This window comes from Intrasporangium flavum (assembly GCF_001956915.1).
Taxonomy (GTDB): domain Bacteria; phylum Actinomycetota; class Actinomycetes; order Actinomycetales; family Dermatophilaceae; genus Monashia; species Monashia flava.
Window position 1 is genome coordinate 26,227 of sequence record NZ_MLJO01000010.1, and the last position, 19,388, is coordinate 45,614.

Annotated in this window: 16 protein-coding genes; 15 read left to right on the forward strand and 1 reads right to left on the reverse strand. The window is 73.8% G+C overall.

Annotated features, from left to right (window positions below; all coding sequences use genetic code 11):
- Positions 1–145 precede the first annotated feature (145 nt).
- From BIV28_RS07625 to guaD, 11 genes are all read left to right on the forward strand, one after another.
- On the forward strand, positions 146–985 hold the full coding sequence (locus BIV28_RS07625; protein ID WP_076260712.1) for a hydroxypyruvate isomerase family protein: 840 nt from the start codon (positions 146–148) through the stop codon (positions 983–985).
- Complete coding sequence (locus BIV28_RS07630; RefSeq protein ID WP_341350211.1) at positions 982–1,935, forward strand: 2-hydroxy-3-oxopropionate reductase; 954 nt, start codon at positions 982–984, stop codon at positions 1,933–1,935. Before BIV28_RS07625 ends, BIV28_RS07630 begins: the two co-directional genes overlap by 4 nt.
- Before the next feature lie 59 nt (positions 1,936–1,994).
- Positions 1,995–3,764, forward strand: a complete 1,770-nt coding sequence (gcl, locus tag BIV28_RS07635; RefSeq protein ID WP_479723840.1) for a glyoxylate carboligase — start codon at positions 1,995–1,997, stop codon at positions 3,762–3,764.
- An 11-nt stretch (positions 3,765–3,775) separates the two neighbouring features.
- Positions 3,776–4,960 carry a glycerate kinase gene (locus BIV28_RS07640; RefSeq protein ID WP_076260717.1) on the forward strand — a complete coding sequence of 395 codons (1,185 nt, stop codon included), beginning with the start codon at positions 3,776–3,778 and terminating at the stop codon, positions 4,958–4,960.
- Entirely contained in the window at positions 4,957–5,886 is a 930-nt protein-coding gene (locus BIV28_RS07645) for a fumarylacetoacetate hydrolase family protein (protein ID WP_076260718.1), read from the forward strand. The genes BIV28_RS07640 and BIV28_RS07645 overlap by 4 nt, the downstream gene beginning before the upstream one ends.
- Positions 5,868–7,238 carry an allantoinase AllB gene (allB, locus tag BIV28_RS07650; protein WP_076260720.1) on the forward strand — a complete coding sequence of 457 codons (1,371 nt, stop codon included), beginning with the start codon at positions 5,868–5,870 and terminating at the stop codon, positions 7,236–7,238. The genes BIV28_RS07645 and allB overlap by 19 nt, the downstream gene beginning before the upstream one ends.
- On the forward strand, positions 7,235–8,074 hold the full coding sequence (locus BIV28_RS07655; RefSeq protein ID WP_076260722.1) for a bifunctional allantoicase/(S)-ureidoglycine aminohydrolase: 840 nt from the start codon (positions 7,235–7,237) through the stop codon (positions 8,072–8,074). The genes allB and BIV28_RS07655 overlap by 4 nt, the downstream gene beginning before the upstream one ends.
- A 194-nt stretch (positions 8,075–8,268) precedes the next feature.
- Positions 8,269–9,828 (forward strand): xanthine dehydrogenase small subunit, encoded by a 1,560-nt coding sequence (locus tag BIV28_RS07660; RefSeq protein ID WP_083707137.1) that lies wholly within the window; start codon positions 8,269–8,271, stop codon positions 9,826–9,828.
- On the forward strand, positions 9,825–12,311 hold the full coding sequence (gene xdhB, locus BIV28_RS07665) for a xanthine dehydrogenase molybdopterin binding subunit (protein ID WP_076260724.1): 2,487 nt from the start codon (positions 9,825–9,827) through the stop codon (positions 12,309–12,311). The genes BIV28_RS07660 and xdhB overlap by 4 nt, the downstream gene beginning before the upstream one ends.
- Positions 12,308–13,174, forward strand: coding sequence for a xanthine dehydrogenase accessory protein XdhC (gene xdhC, locus BIV28_RS07670; RefSeq protein WP_076260725.1), 867 nt, complete (start codon positions 12,308–12,310; stop codon positions 13,172–13,174). The genes xdhB and xdhC overlap by 4 nt, the downstream gene beginning before the upstream one ends.
- Positions 13,171–14,460: a guanine deaminase gene (gene guaD / locus BIV28_RS07675; RefSeq protein ID WP_076260727.1), complete on the forward strand. Its 1,290-nt coding sequence runs from the start codon at positions 13,171–13,173 to the stop codon at positions 14,458–14,460. Before xdhC ends, guaD begins: the two co-directional genes overlap by 4 nt.
- A gap of 65 nt (positions 14,461–14,525) precedes the next feature.
- On the opposite strand, the gene aceB is transcribed toward guaD, so the two are convergent.
- Complete coding sequence (gene aceB / locus BIV28_RS07680) at positions 14,526–16,148, reverse strand: malate synthase A (protein ID WP_076260728.1); 1,623 nt, start codon at positions 16,146–16,148, stop codon at positions 14,526–14,528.
- Between the two features lie 186 nt (positions 16,149–16,334).
- On the opposite strand from aceB, the gene BIV28_RS07685 reads away from it, so the two are divergent.
- The 4 genes from BIV28_RS07685 to BIV28_RS07700 all read left to right on the forward strand — a co-directional run bounded on the left by BIV28_RS07685 (position 16,335) and on the right by BIV28_RS07700 (position 19,356).
- Complete coding sequence (locus BIV28_RS07685) at positions 16,335–17,168, forward strand: IclR family transcriptional regulator (RefSeq protein WP_076260729.1); 834 nt, start codon at positions 16,335–16,337, stop codon at positions 17,166–17,168.
- 137 nt (positions 17,169–17,305) lie between these two features.
- Positions 17,306–17,779, forward strand: a complete 474-nt coding sequence (locus BIV28_RS07690; RefSeq protein WP_076260730.1) for a DUF6069 family protein — start codon at positions 17,306–17,308, stop codon at positions 17,777–17,779.
- Positions 17,776–18,654: a universal stress protein gene (locus BIV28_RS07695; protein ID WP_076260731.1), complete on the forward strand. Its 879-nt coding sequence runs from the start codon at positions 17,776–17,778 to the stop codon at positions 18,652–18,654. The genes BIV28_RS07690 and BIV28_RS07695 overlap by 4 nt, the downstream gene beginning before the upstream one ends.
- A 141-nt stretch (positions 18,655–18,795) precedes the next feature.
- The gene (locus BIV28_RS07700; RefSeq protein ID WP_076260733.1) at positions 18,796–19,356 is read left to right on the forward strand and encodes a dsRBD fold-containing protein; all 561 of its coding nucleotides are present in this window, start codon (positions 18,796–18,798) and stop codon (positions 19,354–19,356) included.
- Positions 19,357–19,388: the final 32 nt, after the last annotated feature.

Below are 19,388 nucleotides of genomic sequence, written 5' to 3' on the forward strand. Positions count from 1 at the left end.
CCCTGCGTCCTTCGCCCCGCGGCAGCTCCACCGTCCGGGAGGACCAATCGGCGAGACGGTCGCCGTCGGTCCTTGACCCGGACACCCCCTCTGCCTACAGTTTTGCAGAACGGAATATGTTTTCCACGATTCGGAAGAGTGAACGATGTCGACGCTGACCCACCACCACGGCCTCCGCTACCTGGCGAACTGCTCCATGCTCTTCACCGAGCTGCCGCTGCTCGAGCGCCCTGCAGCCGCGCACGCCGCGGGCTTCGACACGATCGAGTTCTGGTGGCCGTGGCCCGACCAGCCGGTGCCTGCCGACCGGGACGTCGACGCGTTCGTCTCCGCGGTCCAGGACGCCGGGGTGCACCTGGCCGGGCTCAACTTCTTCGCCGGCGACCTCGCCGGGCCCGACTGCGGCGTGCTCTCGATCCCCTCGCGCTCGCAGCAGTTCCGCGACAACGTCGACCTGACCGTCGGCATCGGCGAGCGGCTCGGCACGCGCGCGTTCAACGCCCTCTTCGGCAACCGCGTCGAGGAGGCCCGCCCCGAGGAGCAGGACGCCCGGGGCCGCGAGAACATCGGCCTCGCCGCCGACGCCGCGCGTCGCATCGGCGCCACCGTGCTCGTCGAGCCGGTGAGCGGGCCCAAGCCCTACCCGCTCCGCACCGCGTCCGACGCCGTGGCCGTCGTCGATGACGTCCGCGCCGCGGGCCACGCGAACGTCGGGCTCCTCCTCGACCTCTTCCACCTCGCGAACAACGGCGACGACCCCGAGGGCGCCATCGCCGCGTTCGGCGACCGGGTCGCCCACGTGCAGGTGGCCGACTGGCCCGGCCGGGGCGAGCCCGGTTCGGGGCGGCTCGACCTCGAGGGCCTCCTCGGCCGGGTCGCGGCCACCGGCTACGACGGGTTCGTCGGCCTCGAGTACAAGCCGCTGACGACGACCCTCGAGAGCCTCGCCGGGCTCGGGCTCCCCGCCACGTCACGCACCGCCTGACACCCGCCGAACACCCGCCGGCACCACCACCCCAGACGCACGCCCCCACCTCGAAGGAGACCGCCATGTCCACCATCGCCTTCATCGGCCTCGGCATCATGGGCAGCCCGATGTCCGTGCACCTCGCCCAGGCGGGTCACGAGGTCATCGGCTTCAACCTCACCCCCGACCGCTACGGCCCCCTCGAGGCCGCCGGCGGACGCGCCGGCAGCTCGATCGCCGAGGCGGTCAAGGCCGCCGACGTCGTCGCCGTCATGGTCCCCGACTCCCCCGACGTCGAGGCCGTGCTCCTCGGCGACGACGGCGTCTTCGCCAACGCCCAGCCCGGCACGCTCGTCATCGACTTCTCCTCGATCCGCCCCGACGTGACGGCCGCGCTCGCGAAGGAGGCCGGGGCGAAGGGCTTCCGGCTCCTCGACGCCCCCGTCTCCGGCGGCGAGGCCGGCGCCGTCAACGCGACGCTCTCGATCATGGTCGGTGGCGCGGCGGCGGACTTCGCCGAGGCGCAGCCGATCCTGGACACCGTCGGCGGCACGGTCGTCCACGTCGGCGGCAACGGGGCCGGCCAGACCGTCAAGGCTGCGAACCAGCTCATCGTCGCGGCGAACATCGAGGCGCTGGCCGAGGCCGTCGTCTTCCTCAAGGCCTACGGCGTCGACCTCGACGCGGCTCTCACCGTGCTCGGAGGCGGGCTCGCCGGCTCCAAGGTGCTCGACCAGAAGCGCGGCAACATGCTCGACGAGTCGTTCGCCCCCGGCTTCCGGATCGACCTGCACCACAAGGACATGGGCATCGTCGGCTCCGCCGCCCGCGAGGCCGGCGTCGTGCTCCCCCTCGGCAACCTCGTCGCGACGCTCATGGCCGCGGCCCGCGCCAACGGCGACGGCGGCCTCGACCACTCCGGCCTGCTCCGCGGCGTCCAGCGCCTGTCCGGGCAGCCCACCCCCTGACCCCACCGACCTCCGCGCCCGCCACGGGCGCCCGACGCAAGGACACGAACATGGCACGCATGACTGCAGCGCAGGCCGCGGTGGAGATCCTCAAGAAGGAGGGCATCACCCACGTCTTCGGCCTGCCCGGCGCCGCGATCAACCCGTTCTACAAGGCGATGCAGACCCAGGGGGGCCTGCACCACACGCTCGCCCGGCACGTCGAGGGCGCCTCGCACATGGCCGAGGGCTGGACCCGCGCGAAGGCCGGCAACATCGGTGTCTGCATCGGCACGAGCGGCCCGGCCGGCACCGACATGATCACCGGCCTCTACTCGGCCAGCGCCGACTCGATCCCGATCCTCTGCATCACCGGCCAGGCGCCCGTCGCCAAGCTGCACAAGGAGGACTTCCAGGCCGTCGACATCGCCTCGATCGCCAAGCCGCTGACGAAGATGGCCGTCACGGTGCTCGAGCCCGCCCAGGTGCCGGGCACGTTCCAGCAGGCCTTCCACCTCATGCGGTCCGGCCGTCCGGGCCCCGTGCTCATCGACCTGCCCATCGACGTCCAGATGGCCGAGATCGAGTTCGACGTCGAGACCTACGAGCCGCTGCCGATCTACAAGCCGGCCGCCACCCGGGCCCAGGTCGACAAGGCGCTCGACCTGCTCGCCGCGTCGGAGCGGCCGCTCATCGTCGCCGGCGGCGGCATCGTCAACGCCGACGCGTCCGAGCTGCTCGTCGAGCTCGCCGAGCTGACCGGCGTCCCCGTCGTGCCGACGCTGATGGGCTGGGGCACCATCCCCGACGACCACGAGCTCAACGCCGGCATGGTCGGCCTGCAGACGAGCCACCGCTACGGCAACGCGACGCTCCTGGCGTCCGACTTCGTCCTCGGCATCGGCAACCGCTGGGCCAACCGCCACACCGGCGACCTCGAGACCTACACCGACGGACGCACCTTCGTGCACGTCGACATCGAGCCGACGCAGATCGGGCGGGTCTTCGCCCCCGACTACGGCATCGTGTCCGACGCGAAGGCCGCGCTCGAGCTGTTCGTCCAGGCCGTCAGGGAGCGTCGCGACGCCGGCACCCTCGCCGACCGCTCCGACTGGGCGGCCGACTGCGCCGAGCGCAAGCGCACGCTGTGGCGCAAGACGAACTTCGACGCCGTTCCGATCAAGCCGCAGCGGGTCTACCAGGAGATGAACACGGCGTTCGGCAAGGACGTGCGCTACGTCAGCACCATCGGGCTCTCGCAGATCCAGGCCGCCCAGCTGCTCCACGTCTACGGCCCCCGGCACTGGATCAACGCCGGACAGGCCGGGCCCCTCGGCTGGACCGTTCCCGCCGCGCTCGGCGTCGCGACGGCCGACCCCGACTCGACCGTCGTCGCGCTCTCGGGCGACTACGACTTCCAGTTCATGATCGAGGAGCTGGCGGTGGGGGCGCAGTTCAACATCCCCTACATCCACGTGCTCGTGAACAACGCCTACCTCGGCCTGATCCGGCAGGCCCAGCGCGGCTTCGACATGGACTACTGCGTGCAGCTGTCCTTCGACAACATCAACGCGCCCGAGGTCAACGGTTACGGCGTCGACCACGTCAAGGTCGCGGAAGGCTTGGGCTGCAAGGCGATCCGGGTCTTCGAGCCGGACGGCATCCTGCCCGCGCTCGAGCAGGCGAAGAAGCTGCTCGTCGAGCACCGGGTGCCGGTCGTCGTCGAGGTCATCCTCGAGCGCGTCACCAACGTGTCGATGGGCACCTCCATCGCCGGTGTCACCGAGTTCGAGGAGCTCGCGACGAGCGACCTCGACGCCCCGACCGCCCTCTACGCCAACCTCGACTGAGGAGACCCGCCGTGCCCCGCGTCGTCATCGCCCCGGACAAGTTCCGCGGGTCGCTCACCGCCACCGAGGTCGCCACGCACCTCGCGGCCGGCCTGCGCGCCGCGGTGCCCGGTCTCGAGGTGACCCTCGCCCCCGTCGCCGACGGGGGCGAGGGCACGGTCGAGGCCGCGGTCGCCGCCGGCTTCGAGCGCGTGCCGGCGGTGGCCACCGGCCCGACGGGAGAGCCGGTCGGGACGGCGTGGGCGCGACGCGGCGGTGACGCGGTCGTCGAGCTCGCGGCGGTCAGCGGCCTCGACGTGCTGCCGGGCGGGACGCCCGCTCCGCTCACGGCGACGAGCCGGGGCACGGGCGAGCTCGTCGCCGCGGCTCTCGCCGCGGGGTGCACACGCGTCGTCGTCGGCATCGGCGGCAGCGCCTGCACCGACGGCGGGGCCGGCCTGCTGCGCGCGCTCGGCCTGCGCACGCTCGACCACGACGGGCACCCCGTCGCCGAGGGCGGGGCCGCCCTGGCCGGCGTCGAGAGGGTCGTCACCGGCGGCCTCGACCCGCACCTGCGCGAGGTCGACCTCGTCGTGGCGTGCGACGTCGACAACCCCCTCACCGGACCCGCCGGCGCGGCCCACGTCTACGGCCCGCAGAAGGGGGCCTCGCCCGGTGAGGTCGACCGGCTCGACGCCGCCCTCGCCCACTGGGCCGACCTCGTCGCCTCCGTCACCGGCGTCGACCGGCGCGACGTGCCGGGGGCGGGCGCGGCCGGTGGCGTCGGGTTCGGGCTGCTCGCCGTGGCCGGCGCGCGCACGCGTCCGGGTGCGGACCTCGTCTTCGAGCTGACCGGCCTAGCCGAGGCCGTGGCCGGCGCCGACCTCGTCGTCACCGGGGAGGGCTCGCTCGACGCACAGTCGCTGCGGGGCAAGGCGCCCACCGCGGTGGCCCGTCTGGCCCGCGAGCACGGCGTCCCGGTCGTCGCTGTCGCGGGGCGGTGCCTCGTCGACGCGGCCGACGCCGAGGACGCCGGATTCGCCGAGGTGCTGACCACGACGGAGGAGGCCGGCTCCGAGGAGGCTTCCCTCGCCGACCCCGGCCCGGCCCTCGAGCGCATCGGGCGGCGCCTCGGCGTCCGGCTGGCGGAGCGACTCGCCACGGCGGGCGCGGGCGGAGCGGGCGGAGCCGGCGCAGCGGGCGGAGCCGGACGATGAGGCTCGCACGCATCGGTGCCCCGGGCCGCGAGCTGCCCGTCGTCGAGGCACGCGATGGCACCCTGCTCGACCTCACGCCCCTGACCCACGACGTCGACGCCGCCTTCCTCGAGCGGCTCTCCGCCACCGGCGGGTCCGTCGTCCGCGACGCCGTCCGCGCCGGCCGCCTCTCCCCCGTGCCGGAGGGCGCGTCGGCCCGGTTCGGTCCGCCCGTCGCGCGCCCGGGGAAGGTCGTCGGCATCGGCCTCAACTACCGCTGCCACGCGGCCGCGATCGGCGCCGTCGAGCCCGCCGAGCCGGTCGTCTTCCTCAAGGCCTCGACGTCGGTGTGCGGGCCCGACGACACGGTCCGCCTGCTCGACGGGTCCACGACCACCGACCACGAGGTCGAGCTCGCCGTCGTCGTCGGTCGCGTGCTGCGACGCGCGTCGCCGGGTGAGGCGCTCGACGCCGTCGCGGGGTACGCCCTCGCCGACGACCTGACCGACCGCACCCTCCAGCTCGGCGGCGCGGCCACGTGGACCCCCGGCAAGTGCGCCGACACCTACTGCCCGCTCGGGCCCTGGCTCGTCCTGCCCGACGCGATGCCCGCCCCCGACGGCACGGGCGTCCGGCTCCGCCTCGAGGTCAACGGCGTCCGCCGCCAGGACGGGTGGACCGACGACATGGTGCACGACGTGGCGGCCTGCCTCGCCCACGTCAGCACCCTGATGACCCTCGAGCCCGGCGACGTCGTCATCACCGGCACGCCCGCCGGCGTCGCGATGGCTGCCGCCGAGCCGCGCCCGTACCTGCGCGACGGCGACGTCGTCGAGGCCGACGGCGGCGCGCTGGGGCGGCAACGCTCCCCGATCGCCGCCGCACGGCATACGGTCGGACACGAGACCACGACGAAGGAGTCGGCCGCATGGCTCTCGACACGCTGATCCGCGCCCCCCGCGCCGTCGTCGACGGCGCCGAGACGGCGGCGCTCGTCGGCCTGCGCGACGGGCGCATCGCGCTCGTCCGCACGGGTGCCACCCTCGACGCCGCTGCGTCCGGCGCCGCGGCCCGTGACCTCGACGCGACCTCGGTCGTCGAGCTGGCCGACGACGAGGTGCTCCTGCCCGGCCTCGTCGACACCCACGTCCACGTCAACGAGCCGGGCCGCACCGAGTGGGAGGGCTTCGCGAGCGCGACCCGGGCGGCAGCCCGCGGCGGCGTCACGACGATCATCGACATGCCGCTCAACTCGGTGCCGCCGACGACGACCGTCGAGGCGCTGCGCACCAAGCAGGACGTCGCCCGCGACCAGGCCTGGGTCGACGTGGGGTTCTGGGGCGGGGCGGTGCCCGGCAACGTGCCCGACCTCGAACCGCTCCACGCCGCAGGCGTCTTCGGCTTCAAGTGCTTCCTGCTGCACTCGGGCGTCGACGAGTTCCCGGCGCTCGAGCCCGACGCGTTCGCGGCTGCCATGACCGAGACCGGTCGCATCGGCGCCCTCATGATCGTGCACGCCGAGGACGCCCACACCATCGAGCACGCGCCGCCGTCCGACGGGCGCGCGTACGCGGGCTTCCTGCACTCTCGCCCGCGCGAGGCCGAGAACCTCGCGATCGCCCAAGTGGTCGACGAGGCGCGACGCACCGGCGGCCGCGCGCACGTGCTGCACCTGTCGAGCTCCGACGCGATCCCGGCCGTGCACGCGGCCCGCGCCGACGGCGTGCGCGTCACCGTCGAGACGTGCCCGCACTACCTCACCTTCACGGCCGAGGACGTGCCCGACGGCGCCACGGAGTTCAAGTGCTGCCCGCCGATCCGCGAGTCGGCCAACCGCGAGCGGCTCTGGCAGGGTCTCGTCGACGGCGACATCGACCTCGTCGTCACCGACCACTCGCCGTGCACCGCCGACCTGAAGGCCCTCGACAGCGGCGACTTCGGCACCGCCTGGGGCGGCATCGCCGGCCTCCAGCTCGGCCTGGCCGCCACGTGGACCGGCGCCCGCGAGCGCGGGCTCGGCCTGCCCGTCGTCGTCCGCTGGATGGCCGAGGCGCCGGCCCGGCAGGTCGGGCTGGAGCGCAAGGGACGCATCGCCGTCGGCGCCGACGCCGACCTCGCCGTGCTCGCCCCCGACGAGGCGTTCGTCGTCGACCCCGGCGCGCTGGAGCACCGCAACCCCGTGTCGGCGTACGCGGGCCGCAGCCTGACCGGCGTCGTGCGCCGCACGTGGCTCGCCGGCGCCCCCGTCGACCTCGACGCCGGCCCGCGCGGCCGGCTCATCAGCAGAGGAGAGGCATGAGCACCCCCCGCTACTACGCCCCGAGGGGCGGCCTGCCCGCCCAGACCGACCTCACGACGGATCGCGCCGTCTTCACCGAGGCGTATGCCGTGCTGCCGCGCGGCACGATGCGCGACATCGTCACGAGCGCCCTGCCCTTCTGGGAACGCACCCGCACGTGGATCATCGCGCGTCCGCTGTCGGGCTTCGCCGAGACCTTCTCGCAGTACATCGTCGAGGTCTCCCCCGGTGGCGGCAGCGACAAGCCGGAGCTCGACCCGGGCGCCGAGGGCGTGCTCTTCGTCGTCAGCGGGTCGCTGCGGCTGCGCATCGACCTCGACGAGCACGTCATGGAGCCGGGCGGCTACGCGTACCTGCCGGCCGGTGTGCGCTGGAGCCTGCACGTCGCGGAGGATGCCGGCGAGCCGGCCACCTTCCACTGGATCCGCAAGGCGTACGAGCCCGTCGAGGGCATCGTCGCGCCCTGGCCGTTCGTGACCCACGAGCGCGAGGTCGACGCGGTCCCCATGCCCGACACGAACGGCGCGTGGACGACGAAGCGCTTCGTCGACCCGCTCGACGTCAGTCACGACATGCACGTGACGATCGTGACGTTCGAGCCCGGCGGGGTCATCCCCTTCCCGGAGACGCACGTCATGGAGCACGGGCTCTACGTGCTCGAGGGCAAGGCGATGTACCTGCTCAACAACGACTGGGTCGAGGTGCAGGCGGGCGACTTCATGTGGCTGCGCGCCTTCTGCCCGCAGGCCTGCTACGCCGGTGGTCCGGGCCGGTTCCGCTACCTGCTCTACAAGGACGTGAACCGGCACGCGAAGCTCTCGCGCCAGTTCCTCTGATCGGAACCTTTAGTCCACATCGCGGAAAAACTGGAGTCCGAACCCTTCCTCTGGCACGCCCTCGCGCGTACCATCGATGCAGCGCCCGACCGCTGTTCGGCATGGATAACCAGCGGGTCGGTTCACTCCCAACCATGCGGCCGACCCCTCCGGGCCGGTCCGAACGGTGCACGACGCACCACGAGGAGTTGACGATGGCGTCCCTGTCTCCCGCCGCACCCGCGGCCCCGACCCCCGGCTCGGCGAGTGCCGCCACGGTGGTCCCACCCTCGGTCACGGTGAACGGCCGGCCGGTCGACCTCGCCGGCGTCCCGGCCTGGACGAGCGCGCTCGACGTGCTCCGGTCCGCCGGGCTGACGGGCGCCAAGGAGGGGTGCGCCGAGGGCGAGTGCGGCGCGTGCTCGGTCCTCGTGGCCCGCCCGGCCACCGACGGCACCGAGGGCACCACGACGTGGACGGCGATCAACGCGTGCCTGCTGCCCGCGGCGTCCCTCGACGGCCAGGAGGTCGTCACGGCCGAGGGACTCGGCAGCCCCGACTCCCTGCACCCGGTGCAGCACGAGATGGCGGTGCGCGGCGGCTCGCAGTGCGGCTACTGCACGCCGGGCTTCGTGTGCAGCATGGCCGCCGAGTACTACCGGCCCGGGCGGTGCGAGGGCCATGGCGCAGACGGTCCCACGGACGGTCCCACGGACGGGCCCACGGACGGGCCCGACTCCCACGACCACGGCCCCAACGGCTTCGACCTGCACGCGCTCTCGGGCAACCTGTGCCGCTGTACCGGCTACCGCCCGATCCGCGACGCCGCGTACGCGCTCGGCGAGCCCGCCGGCGACGACGCGCTCGCGCAGCGTCGTGACCGGCCGGCCCCCGCTCCGGTGCCCACCCGGGTCGCGGCTGCCGGCGGGTCGTACGCACGGGCCGCCGACGCCGCCGACGTCTTCGCGCTGATGGCCGAGCACCCCGACGCCGTGCTCGTCGCGGGCTCCACCGACTGGGGCGTCGACGTCAACCTCAAGGGTGCACGCGCCCCGTTCGTCGTCGGCATCGACCGGGTGCCCGAGCTGCGCACCTTCGAGGTCACCGACGCGTGGGTCGAGATCGGTGCCGCCCTGACCCTCTCGGAGGCCGAGTCGCGCCTCGCCGGGCGGGTGCCGCTCCTCGACCAGCTCTTCCCGCAGTTCGCCTCGCGCCTCATCCGCAACGGCGCGACGATCGGCGGCAACCTCGGCACCGGCTCCCCCATCGGCGACACCCCGCCGGCCCTGCTCGCCCTCGAGGCCGCCGTCGTGCTCGCCTCCGCCGACGGCGAGCGCGAGGTGCCCCTCGCCGACTACTTCACCGGCTACCGGCAGACCGTCCGCGGCCCGGGGGAGATCATCCGCGCGGTGCGGATCCCACTGCCGCTCAGCCCGATCGCCGCGTTCCACAAGATCGCCAAGCGCCGTTTCGACGACATCAGCAGCGTCGCGGTGGGCTTCGCCCTGACGGTCGACGACGGCCTCGTGACCAAGGCCCGCATCGGGCTCGGCGGTGTCGCCGCGACGCCGATCCGGGCGACCGGCACCGAGGCCGCCCTCGAGGGCCGGCCGTGGACCAAGCAGGTCGTCCGCGAGGCCGCGTCCGTCATGCGTCGCGAGGGCACACCCATGGACGACCACCGCGCGAGCGCGGCCTACCGCAGCGCCATGCTCGGCAGCGCGCTGCTCAAGCTCCATTCCGCCACCACGACCCGACAGGAGGTGGGGGCATGAGCACCCTGTCCGACCGCCCCGAGCACGCCGTCGTCGGCGAGGCCCTGCCGCACGAGTCGGCCGCCCTGCACGTCACGGGCGCGGCGCTCTACACCGACGACCTCGTCGGGCGCACCGCCGGCTGCCTTCACGCCCACCCCGTCCAGGCGCCGCACGCCCGCGCCACGGTCACGGCGATGCGCGTCGAGCCGGCCTACGACGTCCCGGGGGTCGTGCGCGTGCTCACGGCCGCCGACGTGCCCGGCGTCAACGACGCGGGCGTCAAGCACGACGAGCCACTGTTCCCGACCGAGGTCATGTTCGTCGGCCACGCGGTGGCCTGGGTGCTCGGCGAGACGCTCGAGGCGGCCCGGCTCGGTGCAGCGGCCGTCGAGGTCGAGTACGAGGAGCACCCCGCGATCGTCACGGTGCGCGAGGCGATCGCCGCCGAGGCCTTCCAGGGCGCGCAGCCGCACATGGAGCGCGGCGACGTCGAGGCGGGTCTCACCCGGTCGGCGCACGTCTTCAGCGGCGAGTTCGAGTTCGCCGGCCAGGAGCACTTCTACCTCGAGACCCACTGCGCCCTCGCGCTCGTCGACGAGAACGGCCAGGTCTTCGCCCAGTCGAGCACCCAGCACCCGAGCGAGACCCAGGAGATCATCGCCCACGTGCTCGGCCTGCCGAGCCACGCCGTGACCGTCCAGTGCCTGCGCATGGGTGGCGGCTTCGGCGGCAAGGAGATGCAGCCGCACGGCCTCGCCGCCATCGCCGCGCTGGGCGCCACCCTCACCGGACGCCCGGTCCGCCTGCGGCTCAACCGGACCCAGGACCTCACGATGACCGGCAAACGCCACGGCTTCCACGCCCAGTGGCGCGTCGGCTTCGACGAGGACGGCCGCCTGCAGGCGCTCGACGCGACGCTGACGGCCGACGGCGGCTGGAGCCTCGACCTGTCCGAGCCGGTCCTCGCGCGCGCCCTGTGCCACATCGACAACGCGTACTGGGTGCCCGACGTGCGGGTCAACGGCCGCATCGCCAGGACGAACAAGACCTCCCAGACCGCCTTCCGCGGGTTCGGCGGGCCGCAGGGCATGCTCGTCATGGAGGACCTCCTCGGCCGCTGCGCGCCGCTCCTCGGTCTCGACCCGGTCGAGCTGCGCCGCCGCAACTTCTACGTCGAGGGCCAGTCGACGCCCTACGGCCAGCCGGTGCGCCACCCCGAGCGCATCGTCGCCGCCTGGGACGGCGTCCTCACCCGGGGCGAGGTCGAGCGCCGCCGCGCCGAGATCGCCGCCTTCAACGCGAGCCACGCCGACGTCAAGCGTGCGCTCGCGGTGACACCGGTCAAGTTCGGCATCTCGTTCAACCTCACGGCGTTCAACCAGGCCGGCGCCCTCGTGCACGTCTACAAGGACGGCTCGGTGCTCATCAACCACGGCGGCACCGAGATGGGCCAGGGCCTGCACACCAAGATGCTCCAGGTCGCGGCCACGACGCTCGGCATCCCGCTTGCCAGGGTGCGCCTCGCCCCCACCCGCACCGACAAGGTGCCGAACACGTCTGCGACAGCGGCGAGCTCGGGCGCCGACCTCAACGGCGGCGCCGTCAAGAACGCGTGCGAGCAGATCAAGGAGCGGCTCACCGCCGTCGCCGCCGGGCGCCTCGGCGTGCACCCCAACGACGTGCGCTTCGTCGACGGTCGCGTGCGTGGCCTCGGCGACGCCGGCGAGTCGGTCCCGTGGGACGAGCTCGTGGGGCAGGCGTACTTCCAGCGGGTGCAGCTATGGGCCGCTGGCTTCTACCGCACCGAGGGGCTGCACTGGGACTCCGCGCGGATGCAGGGCTCGCCCTTCAAGTACTTCGCCTACGGCGTGGCCGCCACCGAGGTCGAGGTCGACGGGTTCACCGGCACCTACTCGACGCGCCGGGTCGACATCGTCCACGACGTCGGCGAGAGCCTCTCGCCGCTCGTCGACATCGGGCAGATCGAGGGTGGGTTCGTCCAGGGCGCAGGCTGGCTCACGCTCGAGGACCTCCGCTGGGACGAGTCCGACCGCCCCTCGCGCGGTCGTCTCGCCACCCAGGCGGCGAGCACGTACAAGCTGCCGTCCTTCTCCGAGATGCCGCAGGAGTTCAACGTCTCGCTGCTCGAGCACGCCCACGAGGACGGCGTCGTCTACGGCTCCAAGGCCGTCGGCGAGCCCCCGCTCATGCTCGCCTTCTCGGTGCGCGAGGCGCTCCGCGAGGCCGCGGCGGCGTTCGGTCCGGCCGGTGCCACGGTCGACCTCGCCTCCCCCGCGACCCCCGAGGCCGTCTACTGGGCCGTCGAGTCCGCCCGCGCCCAGTCCGGCGACGAGACCCTCTCCGCCCGTGCCGCGCACGCCCACCTCGTCGTGGGCGGGGCCGGCGTCGAGCCGGAGCAGCCCGACCCCGGCGCGCCTGCCCTCGAGCCCGATTCCGAGCGCGCCCTCGACGGCGCCGTCACCGCCGGGGCACGGCCGTGAACTGGGTGCGCGCCGTCGAGGCACTCCGCGAGCAGCGTCGGCCCGGCGTCCTCGTCACCGTGACGACGGTCCGCGGCCACGCGCCGCGCGACGCCGGCGCCAAGATGGTCGTGACGGCCGACGCCGAGTGGGACACCATCGGCGGCGGCAACCTCGAGGCCACCGCGGTCGCCCGGGCGCGCGAGCTGCTCACGACCGGCGCCACCGCGCCGGAGACCCTGGCGATGTCGCTCAGCGACAAGGCGCCCAGCGAGCACGGGCAGCAGTGCTGCGGCGGTGAGGTGACCCTCCTGCTCGAGCCGCTGCCCGTCGTGCCCGCCGTCGCGATCTTCGGCGTCGGCCACGTCGGCCTCGAGCTGGCCCGCATCCTCGCCCGCCACGACGTCGAGCTGCACCTCGTCGACTCCCGCGCCGAGCACGTCGAGCCCGCCCGGCTCAGGTGCCTGTCCGACGCCGTGGCACGCGTCCACGTGCACCACTCTCCCGTGCCCGAGGTCGTGCTCGGCCAGGTGCCGCCGGGCACGCACGTGCTCGTCATGACCCACGACCACGCCGAGGACGCCGCGCTGTGCGACATGGCGCTGCGCTGCACCCACCTCGGGTCGATCGGCCTCATCGGGTCGAGCGCCAAGTGGCGCCGGTTCGAGGTGCTCCTGCGCCGGGAGGGTCACGACGCCGCCGCCCTCGCGCGCATCACGACGCCGATCGGACTGCCCGACATCGCCGGCAAGGACCCGGCCACGATCGCCGTGAGCGTCGCCGCGCGGCTCGTCCAGGTCTTCCGTACCGAGGCCGCCCCCGCGCGGCCCGCGGGCACGACCGCCGATGCCACCACCGGCGCGGCCGGGGAGGTGCGGGCATGACCCTCTACCTCGGGACGTTCCTCGACACCCCCGATGCCAGCGGCCCCTCGGGCGTGCGCCTGCGCACCGAGACGGACGCCGCGCTCCGGGTCGTCGACGGCGTCATCACCGCGCGGGGCCCGGTCGCCGACCTGCGGGCCGCGCACCCGGACGACGACGTCGTCGACCTGCGCGAGGGGCTCGTGCTCCCCGGGCTCGTCGACACGCACGTCCACTTCCCCCAGGTCCGGGCCATCGGCGCTCTCGGCATGCCGCTCCTCGAGTGGCTCGACCGCTGCGCGCTGCCCGAGGAGACGCGTCTCGCGTCCGTCGGCTACGCCCGCGAGGTCGCCACGGAGTTCGTGGGCGGGCTCGTGGGCGCCGGCACGACGACGGCGCTCGTCTTCGGGTCGCACTTCGCGAGCGCGGTCGACGTGCTCTTCGAGGAGGTCGACCGGGTGGGCCTGCGCGTCACGGCCGGCCTCGTCGTCAGCGACCGCTCCCTGCCCGAGCCGTTGCTCTCGACGCCCGAGCGCACCTACGAGGAGTCGGTGGCGCTGACCCGACGCTGGCACGGCCGGGGGCGCACCCGCTACGCCGTCACCCCGCGCTTCTCCTACTCCGCGAGCGACGACCTGCTCGATGCGTGCGCCTCGGTGATGAAGGACGTGCCCGGCACGTGGTTCACCTCGCACGTCAACGAGAACCAGGCCGAGATCGCCGAGGTGGCGCGGCTGTTCGCCGAGGCCGAGCACTACGTCGACACCTACGACCGGCACGGCCTCGTCGGACCGAGCACGGTGCTGGCGCACAACGTCCACGCCACCGACCGCGAGCTGGGCCTGCTTGCCGCACAAGGCGCCTCGGTGGCGCACTGCCCGACGAGCAACTCCGCCCTCGGCAGCGGCCTGTTCCCGCTGCGGTCACACGCCGAGCACGGCGTGCGCGTGGCCCTCGGGTGCGACGTCGGCGCCGGCACGGGCTTCTCCCTCTTCAAGGAGGGGCTGCAGGCCTACTTCATGCAGCAGCTGCTCGGCGCGGCGGGGCTGCCGCTCGCCTCCCCCGACCTGCTCTTCCTCGCAACCCGTGCCGGCGCCCTCGCCCTCGGTCTCGACCACGAGGTCGGCGACCTGTCGGTCGGCCGCCAGTTCGACGCCGTGTGGGTGCGTCCCCCGGCGGGCGACCCGCTCGACGTCGGGCTTCGGCACGCCTCGTGCGCCGAGGACGCCCTGGCCAAGACGTTCGCCCTCGCGACACCGGGCCACGTGGCCGGGGTGTGGGTCGGCGGCGACCGCGTCAAGGGCTAGCGCGACGGGCCCGGTCCGACAGGACCGGGCCCGGTGCGTGCCGCGTCGCCCGTCAGGACCGCCCGTCAGGACCGCTCGTCGGCGAGCAGCGCCTCGTAGGCCGGCAGGGTGAGGAAGTCGGGGAAGTCGTCGGCCAGGGCCGACTCGACGAAGAGCCGACGGGCTCTGTCCCACAACGGGTCCGCGTCGAACACGTCGGACCCGACGCGTCCGCGCAGCCCCGCGTACTCCTGCTCGACGACGTCCTCGACGAGGGCGCGCGTCACCGTCTCGCCCGAGCCGAGCGTCACGTCGTTGTGCACCCACTGCCACACCTGGGAGCGGGAGATCTCGGCGGTGGCGGCGTCCTCCATGAGGTTGTTGATCCCCGCCGCACCGTTGCCCGAGAGCCACGCGTGCACGTACTGGATGCCGACCGCGACGTTGCCGCGGAGGCCGTCGAGGGTGCGCGAGCCGGGCGTCGAGGCGACGTCGAGCAGGTCGGCCGCCGTGACCGACACGTCGGGACGCTGCCGGTCGAGCTGGTTGGGCCGCTCCCCCAGCGTCTCGGTGAAGATCTCGGCGCAGAGCGGCACGAGGTCCGGGTGGGCGACCCACGACCCGTCGAACCCGGCCGCAGCCTCGCGCGACTTGTCCTCGCGGACCTTGGCGAAGGCGCGCTCGTTGGCCTCTGCGTCGCGACGGCTCGGGATGAACGCCGCCATGCCGCCGATGGCCATCGCCCCGCGCCGGTGGCAGGTCGCGACGAGGAGGTCGCTGTAGGCCTTCATCATCGGCGCGTTCATCGTCACGTCGTTGCGGTCGGGCAGCGTGAACGACGGACCGGCGTCGCGGAAGTTCTTGATGACCGAGAAGAGGTAGTCCCAGCGGCCGGCGTTGAGGCCCGCGGCGTGCTCGCGCAGCTCCCAGAGGATCTCGTCCATCTCGAAGGCGGCGGTGATCGTCTCGATGAGCACGGTGGCCCGGATCGTGCCGGGCTCGAGTCCGAGCACCTGCTCGGCGTGCGTGAAGACGTCGTTCCAGAGCCGCGCCTCGAGGTGCGACTCGGTCTTGGGCAGGTAGAAGTAGGGCCCGCGCCCGCGGTCGACGAGCTCGCGGGCGTTGTGGAACGCGAAGAGACCGAAGTCGACGAGGCCGCCGACAGCCGGGCGGCCGTCGAGCAGCAGGTGGGCCTCGTCGAGGTGCCAGCCCCTCGGGCGGGGGACGATGACCGGGGTCGAGGCCGGGTCGCGGAGGGCGTACTCCTTGCCGGCGGGGTCGGTGAAGGCGATGGTGCCGCGCACGGCGTCGCGGAGGTTGACCTGGCCGCCGACGACGTTGGCCCAGTGGGGGGTGTTGGCGTCCTCGAGGTCGGCGAGCCACACCTTCGCACCGGAGTTGAGCGCGTTGATCGACATCTTGCGGTCGGTGGGTCCGGTGATCTCGACCCGGCGGTCCTCGAGGCCGGGCGCCGGCGGGGGCACGGTCCACTCCGACGCGCGCACGTCGGCCGTCTCGGGCCGGAAGTCGAGGGCGGCGCCCCCGGCGATCTCGGCGCGGCGGCGCGAGCGCGCCTCGAGCAGCTCGTCGCGCCGGGCGGCGAAGCGCTGGTGCAGGTCCGCCACGAATGCGAGCGCCTCGGCGGTCAGGACCTCCTCCTGCCGGTCGACGTCAGGGCCGGAGATCGTGAACGACGTGGTGGCTGGCATGCGTGCTCCTCCGTGGGACGGGGACACGCAGCGGGCCGCGTCGGCGACGGTGCCGGGTGTCCTGCAAGACTTGGGCCGAGCGAGGTCCCCGACTCGGGCGATCCGCTCGCTATGATTTCATCATACGGAAATCATTTCTCACAAACAGCACCTCTCCTCGTGAGACACCAACCCGAGAGGCATTCCATGCCGGCACGCACGTCGATCTCCGGGACCTCCTCGAGCACCCGGTCCAGCGCGTCGTCGTCCGCGGACGGGGTCCGCGGCGCCAAGGCGTCCGGCGGCGTGCAGTCGCTCGACCGCGCGTTCACGATCCTCGAGACGATCGCCGACGCCGGCGGTGTCATCAGCCTCTCGCAGCTGGCGTCGGACACGCGGCTGCCCCTGCCGACGATCCACCGCCTGGTGCGCACCCTCGTCGACCTCGGCTACGTGCGCCAGGAGCCCTCTCGCCAGTACTCCCTCGGTCCGCGGCTCATCCGCCTCGGTGAGCTGACCTCGCGGCGTCTCGCGTCGTGGGCCCGGCCCCACCTCGAGCACGTCGTCGCCCAGGTCGGCGAGTCGGTCAACCTCGCGATGCTCGACGGCGACCAGATCGTCTACGTCGGCCAGGTCATGCCCTCGCAGAACTCGATGCGGATGTTCACCGAGGTCGGCCGGCGCGTCGACCCGCACACCACCGCGGTCGGCAAGGCGATCCTCGCCCACGACGACGACGCCTCGGTGCGGGCCCTGCTCGCGCGCACCGGCATGGGCACGCGCACCGTACACACCATCACCAGCCCCGACGCCTTCATCGACGAGCTCGGCCTGACCCGGCAGCGCGGCTACGCGCTCGACAACGAGGAGCAGGAGCTCGGCGTGCGGTGCGTGGCCGTGGCCGTGCCCGGCGACCACCGTCTCGCCCTGTCCATCTCGGGGCCGCAGCCCCGGATGGGCGACGCCGTCATCGACAAGGCGGTCGGCCCGCTGCGAGAGGCGGCCGCGGCCGTCGCGGCCGAGCTCGACACCCGCTCCTGACCCGACCGGGCCGAACGCGTCGGGACGGGCCAGATCATCCGTCCCGACGGATGTGCCGCCGAGGCGGGTGACGCACGCTGGTGCCCGGTCGACGGGTCAGCCGGACCCGTCGGGGGACGTGCGAGGGGGTGACCCCCATGACCGGTTCGAACGTCTCGAGCCCGCCACCGGGGACCCGGGTCTCGGTGGACGCCGGTCGACTCTGGGGAGGCGGCGTGGCCACGGCGTGCGTGGCCGCGCTCCTGGCCGTGGCCGGCGTCCTCATCTGCCAGGACGTCCTCGACGTGCGGCTCGTGCGGCCGGCCCTGCTGCTCGACCTCGCCCACTCGTTCGCGGTCGACTACGCCGTCACCGCCTTCGTCCTGGCGCTCGTCGCCACGGGCCTGGCGCACGGCCTCCTGCTGACCACGCCGAGACCTCGGACGTTCTTCGCGTGGATCGTGGGCCTCGCGACGGTGTGCGGGGTGGCGGCCCCGTTCGCCTTCGACACCGCGGTCTCGAGCCAGGTCGCGACGGCCGCGATCAACCTGGCGCTCGGCATCTGCACCGGCTCGCTGATCGGGGCCGTGATGTCACGCACCGTCCGCCTCACCGGGGAGCGGCTGCCATGAGCACCGACATCGTCGTCGGGTTCGACGGCAGCACGGGCGCCGGGTCCGCGGTCGACTGGGCCGCCCACGAGGCCGCCGTCCGGGGTGTCGCGCTCAGGGTCGTGACCGCCGAGCCCTGGGTTCCCCTGTCCTACGGGGCACCGGGGGCCGGCGCGGTCCCCCCTCGCGGCAACCACCGGGCCGACGACGTCGTCGCCGACGGTCGCCGGCGCGCCGCGACGGTGCTCGACGACTCGCGCCTCGAGTCCGTCGTCATCCCGGGCTACGCCCCCGTCGCGCTCGTGCGCGAGTCCGCGGACGCCGGCCTGGTCGTCGTCGGGCACCGCCAGCAGGGCCGGGCGCGCGAGTACGCCACCGGGTCGGTCGCGCTGGCCGTCTCGATGCACGCCCGGTGCGACGTCGTGGTCGTGCCGCCGGGAGAGCCGGTGCTGGTCGGTCCGGACCATCCGGTCGTCGTCGGGGTCGACGGCAGCGACGGCGCCGACCGGGCCGCGCGCCGGGCCGCCCAGATCGCCGCCGAACGAGGAGCCGTGCTCATCCTCGTGCAGGCCTGGGGCGGCCGGCGCAGCGAGTGGTTCGACCCCCGGGAGGGCATCGAGGGCCCGGTCCAGGAGCCGACCTACTTCGAGGGCGCGGGACGCCTGTCCCTCGAGGCGACAGCCACCCGGCTGGCCGCCCTGCACCCTGGCCGCACCGGCCGGCGGCAGGTCGTCGAGACCCAGCCGGCGGCCGCCCTCATCGACGCGTGCGAAGGCGCGGGTCTGCTCGTGGTCGGCAGCCGCAGCCTCGGCGGCTTCCGCCGGATGGTGCTCGGGTCGGTCAGCCGCGCCGCCGTGCGACGCGCGAAGGTCCCGATCCGCGTCGTGCACGGGTGAGCACCCGGGCGACCCGCTCACGCCGACACGGGACCTGCGCCTCTACCCGCGGCAGGCACCCGCACCGACGCTGGCACCACCACCAGCACCACCACCCCCGAGTCCACGGCCCCGCTGCAGTCGGGGCGCCAGGAGGCTGCCATGAAGGCCAACGAAGGCGACCGCATCGTGCTCGCACCCGTGACGGTGGATGCGCCCGTGCGTGACGGAGAGGTCCTCGAGACCCGGGGACCCGGCGGCACGCCGCCCTTCCTCATCCGGTGGAGCGACGGTCACACCGGGTTGTTCTACCCGGGGCCCGGAGCCGTCCTCAGCGTCGGGGCCGAGCACGCCGAGCAGCCCGAGCAGCCCGAGCGCCCCGAGCCCGTCGCCGGACCGGCCCCGACGGCAGCCGGGGCCTCCGCGGAGCGGACCGAGCCCACGCGTCGGCCACGCGTCCACGACTGGCACGTGCGCGTCACGATCTTCGAGAGCGACGACGAGACCCACGCGAACGTCGTTCTCCTGTCGGACTCCCCGGCCCACCTCACCGCGCGGGGCGAGAGCACGCGCGGCACGCACGACCAACCGGTCCCCGAGATCGGCGACGAGATCGCCGTGGCCCGCGCCCTGCGCCACCTGGCCGACCAGCTGATCGCGGTCGCCGAGGGGGACATCGAGACGCTCACCGGGGAGCACGACGTGAGGGTGCGGGCGACCTGAGCGTCACCGGCGCCCCGGCACCGGCGGCCTCC

Bases quoted from the DNA above. Each gene is read 5' to 3' on its own strand.
- BIV28_RS07625 (WP_076260712.1), top strand. From the start codon at position 146: ATGTCGACGCTGACCCACCACCACGGCCTCCGCTACCTGGCGAACTGC.
- gcl (WP_479723840.1), top strand. From the start codon at position 1,995: ATGACTGCAGCGCAGGCCGCGGTGGAGATCCTCAAGAAGGAGGGCATC.
- BIV28_RS07645 (WP_076260718.1), top strand. From the start codon at position 4,957: ATGAGGCTCGCACGCATCGGTGCCCCGGGCCGCGAGCTGCCCGTCGTC.
- allB (WP_076260720.1), top strand. From the start codon at position 5,868: ATGGCTCTCGACACGCTGATCCGCGCCCCCCGCGCCGTCGTCGACGGC.
- BIV28_RS07655 (WP_076260722.1), top strand. From the start codon at position 7,235: ATGAGCACCCCCCGCTACTACGCCCCGAGGGGCGGCCTGCCCGCCCAG.
- BIV28_RS07660 (WP_083707137.1), top strand. From the start codon at position 8,269: ATGGCGTCCCTGTCTCCCGCCGCACCCGCGGCCCCGACCCCCGGCTCG.
- xdhB (WP_076260724.1), top strand. From the start codon at position 9,825: ATGAGCACCCTGTCCGACCGCCCCGAGCACGCCGTCGTCGGCGAGGCC.
- guaD (WP_076260727.1), top strand. From the start codon at position 13,171: ATGACCCTCTACCTCGGGACGTTCCTCGACACCCCCGATGCCAGCGGC.
- aceB (WP_076260728.1), bottom strand. From the start codon at position 16,148: ATGCCAGCCACCACGTCGTTCACGATCTCCGGCCCTGACGTCGACCGG.
- BIV28_RS07685 (WP_076260729.1), top strand. From the start codon at position 16,335: ATGCCGGCACGCACGTCGATCTCCGGGACCTCCTCGAGCACCCGGTCC.
- BIV28_RS07690 (WP_076260730.1), top strand. From the start codon at position 17,306: ATGACCGGTTCGAACGTCTCGAGCCCGCCACCGGGGACCCGGGTCTCG.
- BIV28_RS07695 (WP_076260731.1), top strand. From the start codon at position 17,776: ATGAGCACCGACATCGTCGTCGGGTTCGACGGCAGCACGGGCGCCGGG.
- BIV28_RS07700 (WP_076260733.1), top strand. From the start codon at position 18,796: ATGAAGGCCAACGAAGGCGACCGCATCGTGCTCGCACCCGTGACGGTG.